This is a genomic window from Candidatus Accumulibacter cognatus (assembly GCF_000584975.1).
Classification (GTDB): domain Bacteria; phylum Pseudomonadota; class Gammaproteobacteria; order Burkholderiales; family Rhodocyclaceae; genus Accumulibacter; species Accumulibacter cognatus.
Map to the genome: position 1 here is coordinate 19,075 of NZ_JDST02000066.1, position 9,739 is coordinate 28,813.

Sequence of the window (9,739 nt, forward strand, 5' to 3'; positions counted from 1 at the left end):
ATGACCGAACCCTTCGACGCCAAATCCCTGCTTGCCACCGTGACCGAATTGCCGGGCGTTTATCGGATGCTCGACGGCGCTGGTCAGGTGCTCTACGTCGGCAAGGCAAAAAATCTCCGCAAGCGGCTTGCTTCGTACTTCCGAGACAATCCTCCGAGCCCGCGCATCGCCATGATGGTGGCACAGATAGCCAGCGTCGAGACTACCGTGACGCGTTCCGAGGCCGAAGCGCTGCTGCTTGAAAATAATCTCATCAAGAGCCTGTCGCCACGCTACAACATTCTCTTTCGAGACGACAAGTCCTATCCCTACATCGTCCTCACGCACGACAACTACCCGCGCCTGGGTTTCTTCCGGGGCGCTACCAACAGGCGTGCCGACTATTTCGGTCCTTTTCCGTCTTCACCGGCAGTGCGCGAGAGCATCCATCTGCTGCAGAAAATGTTTCGTCTGCGTACCTGTGAGAATTCGGTGTTCAACAACCGTTCACGACCGTGCCTGTTGTACCAGATCAAGCGTTGCTCCGGACCCTGCGTCGGACTCGTCCAGCCAGCGCGCTACGCCGAGGATGTGCAGAGGGCGGCAATGTTTCTGCAAGGACGACAACAGGATGTGATCGGCAGTCTGTCGGCCGCCATGGATCAGGCGGCAGCCAGGCTCGCTTTCGAACAGGCCGCGGTCTACCGTGACCAGATCCAGTCCTTGCGGCAGGTGCAGGAAAAACAGTACGTCGAGAGCGGCAACGCGGACGATGTGGATATCGTCGTCGCCATTGAATATGCCGGCCTGCTGTGCGTGAACCTGGCGATGGTTCGTGGTGGTCGGCATCTCGGCGACCGACCGCAATTTCCGGTCAGTACCATCGATTGCGTGGCCTCGTCGCCGCTTGAGGCGCTGACTGCATTTCTCTATCAGCATTATCCCCTGCACCCGATCCCGCCGAGAATTCTCGTCAATCTGGCCCTGTCTGATGAGGAGCTTGCTGATTGGCTCAGTGCTACGGCAAGGCAGCCGATCAGGGTGGGTGAAGCGAGACTGACCCTGCAGCGCGTCTGGGTCGAAATGGCCGAACAGAACGCCCGTCTGGCGATCAACGCGCGCCGCAGCGTGCTGTCACGGCAGGGCGCACGGCTTGAAGCGCTGCGTCAGACGCTGGGTCTCGACATCGAGGACGGCAAGGAGGCACGCATCGAGTGTTTCGACATCAGCCACACGCAAGGAGACTCGACCGTTGCGGCCTGCGTGGTCTATCAGGGAAGTGGCATGCGCAAGTCCGAATATCGCCGCTTCAATATCGAGGGCATCCAGCCCGGTGACGACCACGCAGCCATCCGGCAGGTGGTCCACCGCCGTTACGAAAAGCTGTTGCGCAGTGACGGCGTTGTACCGACGCTGATCCTGATCGATGGCGGCAGCAGCCAGGTCAGTTCCGCAGCCGCAGTCCTCGCTGAACTCGGGCTGGGTTACCTGCCGATGCTCGGTGTCGCCAAGGGAGAAACGCGCAAGCCGGGCCTGGAAACCCTGGTTTTCGCAGATGGCCGTGAGCCGTTACAATTGTCTCCTGAAGATCCCGCCCTGCACCTGATTCAGGAAGTCCGAGACGAGGCGCACCGCTTCGCGGTTTCCGGTCATCGCGCTCGGCGTGGCAAGGCTTCGCGCAGTTCACGCCTGGAAGAGATCGGCGGTATCGGACCCAAGCGGCGCAAGGCGCTGATTTCCCGTTTTGGCGGCCTGCAGGGAATCTCCGATGCCGGGATAGACCAACTGACAGCAGTTCCTGGAATCAGTCGGGAGCTGGCCGAGAAAATTTACGCCGCGTTGCACTGATGCCACTGAACATACCCATCCTGTTGACCTGGCTGCGAATCATTTTGATCCCGCTTCTGATCGCCATCTACTACGTTCCGGATGAATGGATTCAGGGTATCGGGCGTGACCGTGCGGCAACGTTGATCTTTGTTGCCGCTGCCATGACCGATTGGCTTGACGGATATCTCGCACGACGCTTGCGGCAGACTTCGGCATTTGGCGCCTTCCTTGACCCGGTCGCTGACAAGCTGATGGTTGCCGCAGCGCTGATTATCCTCGTCCAGCTCGGCCGTCTCGACGCCACTCTGGCGATGATCATCATCGGTCGCGAGATCACGATTTCCGCCTTGCGCGAGTGGATGGCGCGGATCGGTGCCCACAAGAGTGTCGCCGTGTCGATGATTGGCAAGATCAAGACCACTGCACAGATGGCCGCCATCCCGATGCTGCTTTATTACGCACCGTTGCTTGGTCTCGATATCTATCAGTGGGGTGTCTGGTTGATCTACGTGGCGGCCGTGCTGACGCTCTGGTCGATGGGTTATTACATGCGGATGGCGTGGCCATACCTGATCGAAGAGGATCGCCAACGGTGATCCCCAACAGTTGCGCCAGCGGTGCGCGGACAAAAGAAGGCATTGACAGCCAGGGATAGGCCTTTATAATGCGCACTCGCTTCACGCGGGAGTAGCTCAGTTGGTAGAGCGATACCTTGCCAAGGTATAGGTCGAGAGTTCGAGACTCTTCTCCCGCTCCACATTTTCCGCAACAGGCCATTGTGGGCTCACGGACTCACCGATAAGACGAATCAACGGCCAAAGACCCTGTCGTCAGATAGGCGCGGCGCGATAGCAAAGCGGTTATGCACCGGATTGCAAATCCGTGTAGGTGGGTTCGACTCCCGCTCGCGCCTCCAACAAATCATGTCTCTGGACACTCGCCGAGACACTCTGGCCTGGGTTGAGTGAGACCAGGCTGAGCCGTGGCGAGATTCGCCCGGGTTTCAGCCTGCGTCTGCAGCAGGCCTGGCCGGCAGCATTTCGTCGCAGATCACTGGCAGCATCATGTTTTCCTGCCCTGAAGGAAATCTCTGATCTTCTGGTGCCGCCCGCTACATACAGTAAGTGACCTGGTGAACGCCGCCTATGTTCGACAACTTGCGAAGATATACTGCCGCCTATGCCGTGGCAATTGGGGGCCTCCTCATGACCTGTCTGTCATCGTGGAATGTCCGTCAGGAGCTGCAGACCAGCCATTTCAAGGAATTCCAGTGGGCGGCCGGCGACCGCATTCAGGCTGTACATTCGGTCGTCGACCAGGGGCTCGACGCACTACTGGAAATCCGCGGACTGTTTTACGCCGCCAAGGGGATCGAAGAGCAGGCGTTCCGGGTCTTTACCGATTCCATCCTCAAGCGCCGGCCCTACATCCATAGCCTGTTGTGGGCCCCGTTGCCAAATGCATCGCAGCGTGCACTGCCCGGAGCGGCAACCGGTACGTCGCCGGCAGATCCCGCGGTGGCAAATGGCCGCGAGGATGCAATCGCCGGACCACCGCGCGTGCCGGTGCTTCTTGCCGCTGCGCGCACCGAGTCGGCGGCTGCCCAGGGCGTCGACCTGAACTTGACGGTTGAGCTTGCGGCATTGCTGCGGCGGGCCAGAGAGAGTGGCAACATCGCGGTCAGCAGCCGTATCGACCTCGTGCAGCCCGGCAACGCAACAGTGCCGGTGATTTATGCGGTGCTGCCGGTCTATTCTCCCGGCCATTCGCACAGCACTGCTGCCACACTCGGTGCCCGCCGGCAGGCCGATCCGCTGGGATTCGTGGTGGGCGTCTACGACATTGAGGAACTCGTGCATGTTGCCATCAATCTGCTTGAGCCGCGCGGGGTCGAAGTTCTGGTGCGGGACGATTCGGCTGGCAGTGACAAGCAGTTTCTTCACTTTTATGCCAGTAGGCTGGAGCCGCGTGCCACTTCCACAGCCAGTGGCCGGATGCCGGTTTACGACGAGGATCAGCCACGCATGGAGGCCAGGATTCCCGTCGGCGACCGTAACTGGTCGATCATCTGCGTTGCCACCCATAATTTCCGGAGTGCCGAGGCCTTCACCGAGGCGCACTGGACGGTTCTCGTCGGAGGCTTCCTGTTCACCGCACTGCTCACTTTCTACCTGGTGCGCAGCCGTCGCGAACTGGAGAATCGAATCCAGCTGACGCTGACCATCTATGAGCGCGAGGAACTGTTTCGCCAGCTGGCCGAAACCGTCGATGTCGTATTCTGGGCGATCAATGCCGAGGCGACACGGATCGAATACATTGGTCCGGCTTTCAGACAACTTGCAGGCCGCGAGGCAATGCTCGATGGCCTCGCCGGTGCCGCGCCGTCGCTGCTGCTCGACGTCTTCGCGTCCGACGACCGGCACACGCTGCTTGAGGCAATCCGCCAGTTGCAGGCCGAGGGCGAGCGTTTTACCGTCGTTTTGCCGGTTTCACGTGGCGAACGGGGCTTGCGCTGGCTGCGGGTCTGCGGCTTCCCGGTACGCGAAGCGGGCAGTCCGCTGAGCCGCATCGTCGGTTTTCTCGAGGACATTACCGAGCACAAGCTGGCCGAGGATGCGCTGCGCGATTCGGAAGCGAAGTTGCGTACGCTGTTCAATCATTCGCCGGACCTGATCTTTACGGTCGATGGCGAGGCCCGGATCTTGCTCACCAACCGGCCGCTACCGTATCCGGTCGGCGGGGTCGGCGAGAAACGATCGGAACTGATCCTCCCTGCGGAGGTTCGCGAGGGTTACCTCGAGAAACTGCGGCAGGTGTTCCGGAGCGGACGCATCGAGCATTTCCAGTACAACTCGAGTGATGCCACTTGGTGGGAGATCCGCATGGTGCCGATCAGTTCGGCGAATGTGGTGACTACGGTGATGGCGGCAATGGTGGTGATTACCGACATCACCGAGAATCGCAAGCTGCAGTGGCAGGCGATCCGCAGCGCTCGCCTGGCTTCCCTCGGTGTCCTCTCGGCGGGCATCGCCCACGAAATCAACAACCCCAATCACGCCATTCTGGCGAATGCACCCCTGTTGGCCCGCATCTGGCAGGATGCCCTGCCGATCCTCAACGAGTATGAACAGGAGCAGGGCAGCTTCATGCTTGCCGGCCTGAGTTTCGAGCAGGCGCGCCAGACCATTTCGAGAGGGATGCGCGACATCGCCGAAAACGCCAAACGGATTCAGAAGATCGTCGATAATCTCAAGCACCTCGGGAAGCAGGATCGCGGACATATGAACGAACTCGCCGACATCGGGAAGATCCTGCATGCCGTGGTGATCCTGCTCGATACCCGTATCCACAAACATACCGATGCCTTTACGCTGGACTTGCCGACAGCGTTGCCGACGGTCAAGGGCAATGTGCAGCAGCTCGAGCAGGTGTTCATCAACGTCATCGTCAACGCCCTCGAGTCCTTGCCTGATCGCAGTAGCTCGGTCAAGGTTTCGGCGCGGACGGAGCAGGCTGGAAATCGGCTGATCGTACAGGTCGAGGATCAGGGAAAAGGCATCGCCGAGGAGGTCATGGCGCAGATTGGCGAGCCCTTCTTCACCACCAAGGCCGACAGCGGTGGCACCGGTCTGGGCCTGTCGATTTCGTTGTCGATTGTCGAAAAACACGGTGGCGTACTGCGTTTCGAAGCCAACCACCATCTTGGCACCACGGTCAGCATCGACCTGCCGATCAGCACGGAGGAGTGAATGAAGGAAAAATCCTTTGCCAGCCTGCCCGTTTTTCTCGTCGATGACGAGGAGTCGGTCCTGCACGCCAGTGCAGCCGTATTGCACAGTGCGGGCGTTGCCCACATCCAGATGGTCAGCGACAGCCGGGAACTGCTGTCAATGCTCGAGGGGCAACCGGCAAGCGCCGTGCTGCTCGACCTGATGATGCCGCATCTCAGCGGTACCAAGCTGCTGCCGGACATCGTTCACCTCTACCCGGAAGTGCCGGTGATCGTCATGACCGCCGCCCAGGATGTCGAAACCGCCGTGCGCAGCATGAAGGAAGGGGCATTCGACTACCTCGTCAAGCCGGTAGAGGAAAGTCGCCTGGTGGCGAGCGTTCGCCATGCCCTGGAAGTGCACTCGCTGCGTCGGCAGATGGGAGTGCTGAAGCGCTACCTCCTGTCGGACTGCCTGCAGAACAACGAGGCCTTTGCCGGCATCATCACCCACAGCCGCAAGATGCGAGCGCTCTTTCAGTACCTCGAAGCGGTGGCTGTGTCTGCCGAGCCAGTGCTGATCTCCGGCGAGACCGGTGCCGGCAAGGAGATGTTCGCGCAAGCCTTGCACAAGCTCAGCGGCCTGAGCGGACAGTTCGTGCAGGTCAATGTAGCCGGCCTCGACGACACGCTCTTTTCGGACACCCTGTTTGGTCACAAGAAAGGCGCTTTCACCGGCGCCGACCAGTCACGGCCCGGGCTGATCGCCCAGGCTGCCGGCGGCACGCTGTTCCTCGACGAGATCGGCGACCTGTCGATGGCCTCGCAGGTCAAACTGCTGCGCCTGCTGCAGGAACACATGTACTTCCCGCTGGGATCGGATGTCGCCCGTCCCAGTGACGCACGCGTGGTTTGTGCGACCAACTGCAAGCTGGCACAGATGATGCGCCAGAACCACTTTCGCTCGGACCTCTTTTTTCGGCTGTCGGTGCACCAGATCGAGGTGCCGCCACTGCGCCAGCACAAGGAGGACATCCCGCTGTTGCTGCAACACTTTCTCGACGAGGCTGCGGCTGCGATCCACAAACCCGCCCCGGAGCCCTCGAACGAACTCCTCACCCTGCTCGCCAACTATCATTTTCCCGGCAACGTGCGCGAACTGCGGGCCATGGTTTTCAACGCCATGGCCCTGCATCGCGGGGGGGCGGTGCTGGCCATGGACAGCTTCCGCCAGGCGATCCAGAAGCAGCAGAAGACGGGCGCCGACGATCCGGCGGTGGAACCATCCGACGGCTTGCCGATCCTGATTCCGGGGCGCTTTCCCACCCTCGACGAGGTTGAAGAGGCGATGGTCAGGGAAGCGCTCAAGCGCGCCAAGGGCAATCAGGGGGTCGCTGCGACCCTGCTCGGGCTGTCACGTCCGGCACTCAACCGACGCCTGGCACGGCGCGCACTGCCACCCGAATCCTGAAGCGGCGAAATCTGCACCCCGCGGCCGCATCGATCGTTCCGGAACAACCATCAGCGTTCGCGGTGGGCTTGTTGAAGCAGGTGATCGTGATGATCAATCAGGGCTCTTGACAAGCTCGGAACGAGGGGGGTGGGGCCATTGATTTGCCGGATCGGCCGGCCATCAGCCTGCGGAGGAACTGCCAGACCGCAGTTTTCCTTATTCTTCTAGGGTGTTACCTTTCGACACCTTGATACATTCCGCATCGCCGCTTTCAACATGTTGATGTAAATTGATTTTTAAAATAAATAAAAAATCAATTGCATGATTTGCGACGCGTTTTGTTACACCCCTTCGAGTTCCCGAATCACTGCCGCTGGCGTTCACCAAGCAATTGTTTTAACAGAGCTCTGTCCGACTTCCAGGGTTTTGGCATGAATAATGCTTACGACGGTGAGATGAGCGTCGCTTCGCACTGAAGGGGAGTGTGAAAATCGCGTCAGCGACTCACGAATCGTCCTTTCCCGCTTGCGGGAAAGGGCCGGGGGAGAGAAACAGTAATGACATTTTCATGGTCTGGCGTGCATGGAAAAGTCATGGCCGTGAGTTGTTCCCGGCGATCACCGCAGCCCTTTATCAATGCCAGGAGGATCGACCGCACGCGAACACGAATACCTCACCCGTCGGATCCTGCCAGGTGCGCTTTGCAGCCCCCGGATGTCTGGCCGCCGCACCTCAACCCACGACCACCACCATAGGGCCTCTTCATGAGTACATTATTGATTTTGACGATTTTGACTGTCGTCATCGTCCTCTTCTTCGACTATACCAACGGTTTTCATGACGCGGCCAACATCGTGGCGACAATCATCGCGTCGCGAGCGATGACGCCCGTGCAGGCGGTGATCATCGTCGGCACTTTCGAGTTTCTCGGCCCTCTGCTGGGCGGAACGGCGGTCGCCAATACCATCGGCAAGTTCGTCACTCTGGGTGATGTCCAGGCGGTTCTCTCGCTGGCCATCCTGATCAGCGGTCTGGTCGGCGCCATCGTCTGGAACCTCGCGACCTGGTATTTCGGCATTCCATCGTCCTCGTCGCACGCGCTGGTCGGCGGGTTGATCGGCGCTGTCGTCGTCTCTGCCGGCATGGACAATGTCGTATGGGGTTTCTCGCAACTGATGCACGGCCAGTTGACCGGCATCATGAAGGTTCTGGCCAGTCTGATCCTGTCACCGATCATCGGATTCTGGGCGGGTTTCCTGATGTTGCGCCTGCTGAGCATTCTGCTGTTCACTGCCACTCCTTCGGCGAATACCGGTTTGCGCTACGCGCAGTTCGTCACCGCTGCCGGCCTCGCCTTCTCGCACGGCGCCAACGACGCGCAGAAGAGCATGGGCATGCTGACCCTGGCGTTACTGCTGGGCGGATTCATCCCGACCTTTGAAGTGCCCTTCTGGGTGATGCTGGCCTGCGCCATCGCGATTACCCTGGGCATTCTCTCGGGCGGCTGGCGGATCGTTCGCACCCTCGGCTTCGCGATTTACCGCGTCCGCCCGATTCATGCACTCAGTTCGCAACTGACCTCGGCAGCGGTCATCCTCACCGCCTCATTCATCGGTGCGCCGGTGTCGACCACCCACGTCGTCGCGACTTCGATCATGGGCATCGGTTCCTCGGAGCGGCCGAAAGCCGTACGCTGGAAGAAGGCCAAGGACATTGCCATTACCTGGGTCATCACCATCCCCGGCTCGGCACTGGTTGCCATTCAGACATTCGCTCTCGTCAATCTCTTCATCGGAAAGGTCTAATCTCATGTCGAACGCAAGCACCGCATCCCCCTCCTTCACTCGCCGAATCCTGCATCGGGTATTTCCGAAAGTACCCAATTTCTTCGCCCTGCTGGCCGAACAAAGCACGCAAGTCGGGATCAGCGCCGCCCTGCTGGTCGAGTACATGGGTTCCGGCACCACCGAAGTCGCCAAACGGGTGGTCGAGGCCGAACATGAAGGCGACCGCCTCAAGGTTCGCAATCTGACGTTGCTCAATGAAGCTTTTTCGACGCCGATCGACCGTGAGGATCTGCACCGGGCGATCATCAACCTCGATGAAATCATCAACAGTTGCAAGACGGTGGTTGCCGAGATGGACGCGAATTTGCTCGCCTTGAAGGCCGACAAATACTGTCTGGAAATGGCCGTGTACCTCAAGGAAGGCGCCGAGGCGGTGGCCGCCGGGTATGGCCGTCTGGGCAGCGAACCCAAACTCGGCCGCGCCGACGCCGAGAAATCCGACCAGGCGGTCCGGAAGTTGACGCGCACCCACCGACGCGCCCTGGCCGAGCTGTTCCACGACGAGGATTTCCACCATATCTTCCGCCGCAAAGAAATCTACAATCAACTGCTGGGTGCGGCAGAACGTCTGAACATCTGCAACAGCACACTGCTGGACATCGTCGTCAAGCTCTGCTGATCCCCCTCGCATCCTGGTCGGGTCAGACCCGGGGAATCGGCCGGCCAGTTCCTTTCCCCGCCTGCGTGGCTGGCGGTCGCATGGCCATCAGGCCTGTTGACGGCTGGTGTGCGGCGTCTGCTTTCCATTCGGAATCTGGCTGGCCGCGGCCGCTGATTGCCCCAACGCACGATTCATCCCGAAGGCACCCTTGCAGCGCTGCGGATATAAGCAAAGTGTGTACAAATTCTAATGGCTCTTTATGCGTTTCGGACGGTTGAAGATCTATGTGCAGGGAGGCGCCCATTCCGATAGAATTTTGG

6 protein-coding genes and 2 tRNA genes are annotated in these 9,739 nt (G+C 60.0%); all 8 read left to right on the forward strand.

Annotated elements, in window-relative coordinates:
* The 8 genes from uvrC to AW06_RS13150 all read left to right on the forward strand — a co-directional run bounded on the left by uvrC (window position 1) and on the right by AW06_RS13150 (window position 9,437).
* On the forward strand, window positions 1–1,827 hold the full coding sequence (uvrC, locus tag AW06_RS13115) for an excinuclease ABC subunit UvrC (protein WP_034950843.1): 1,827 nt from the start codon (window positions 1–3) through the stop codon (window positions 1,825–1,827).
* Window positions 1,827–2,405: a CDP-diacylglycerol--glycerol-3-phosphate 3-phosphatidyltransferase gene (pgsA, locus tag AW06_RS13120; protein WP_034950846.1), complete on the forward strand. Its 579-nt coding sequence runs from the start codon at window positions 1,827–1,829 to the stop codon at window positions 2,403–2,405. Before uvrC ends, pgsA begins: the two co-directional genes overlap by 1 nt.
* A gap of 85 nt (window positions 2,406–2,490) precedes the next feature.
* Window positions 2,491–2,566: transfer RNA gene (locus AW06_RS13125), tRNA-Gly, on the forward strand.
* An 85-nt stretch (window positions 2,567–2,651) separates the two neighbouring features.
* Window positions 2,652–2,725 (forward strand) — tRNA-Cys (locus AW06_RS13130).
* A 289-nt stretch (window positions 2,726–3,014) separates the two neighbouring features.
* Window positions 3,015–5,558 carry an ATP-binding protein gene (locus AW06_RS20595; RefSeq protein ID WP_171047351.1) on the forward strand — a complete coding sequence of 848 codons (2,544 nt, stop codon included), beginning with the start codon at window positions 3,015–3,017 and terminating at the stop codon, window positions 5,556–5,558.
* Window positions 5,559–6,989 (forward strand): sigma-54 dependent transcriptional regulator, encoded by a 1,431-nt coding sequence (locus AW06_RS13140; RefSeq protein ID WP_034950848.1) that lies wholly within the window; start codon window positions 5,559–5,561, stop codon window positions 6,987–6,989.
* Between the two features lie 746 nt (window positions 6,990–7,735).
* Window positions 7,736–8,776, forward strand: a complete 1,041-nt coding sequence (locus AW06_RS13145; protein WP_034927191.1) for an inorganic phosphate transporter — start codon at window positions 7,736–7,738, stop codon at window positions 8,774–8,776.
* A gap of 4 nt (window positions 8,777–8,780) precedes the next feature.
* Entirely contained in the window at window positions 8,781–9,437 is a 657-nt protein-coding gene (locus tag AW06_RS13150; protein ID WP_034927194.1) for a DUF47 family protein, read from the forward strand.
* Window positions 9,438–9,739: the final 302 nt, after the last annotated feature.

Coding starts and splice junctions, on each gene's coding strand:
- uvrC (WP_034950843.1), top strand. CDS start 1: ATGACCGAACCCTTCGACGCCAAATCCCTGCTTGCCACCGTGACCGAA.
- pgsA (WP_034950846.1), top strand. CDS start 1,827: ATGCCACTGAACATACCCATCCTGTTGACCTGGCTGCGAATCATTTTG.
- AW06_RS20595 (WP_171047351.1), top strand. CDS start 3,015: ATGACCTGTCTGTCATCGTGGAATGTCCGTCAGGAGCTGCAGACCAGC.
- AW06_RS13140 (WP_034950848.1), top strand. CDS start 5,559: ATGAAGGAAAAATCCTTTGCCAGCCTGCCCGTTTTTCTCGTCGATGAC.
- AW06_RS13145 (WP_034927191.1), top strand. CDS start 7,736: ATGAGTACATTATTGATTTTGACGATTTTGACTGTCGTCATCGTCCTC.
- AW06_RS13150 (WP_034927194.1), top strand. CDS start 8,781: ATGTCGAACGCAAGCACCGCATCCCCCTCCTTCACTCGCCGAATCCTG.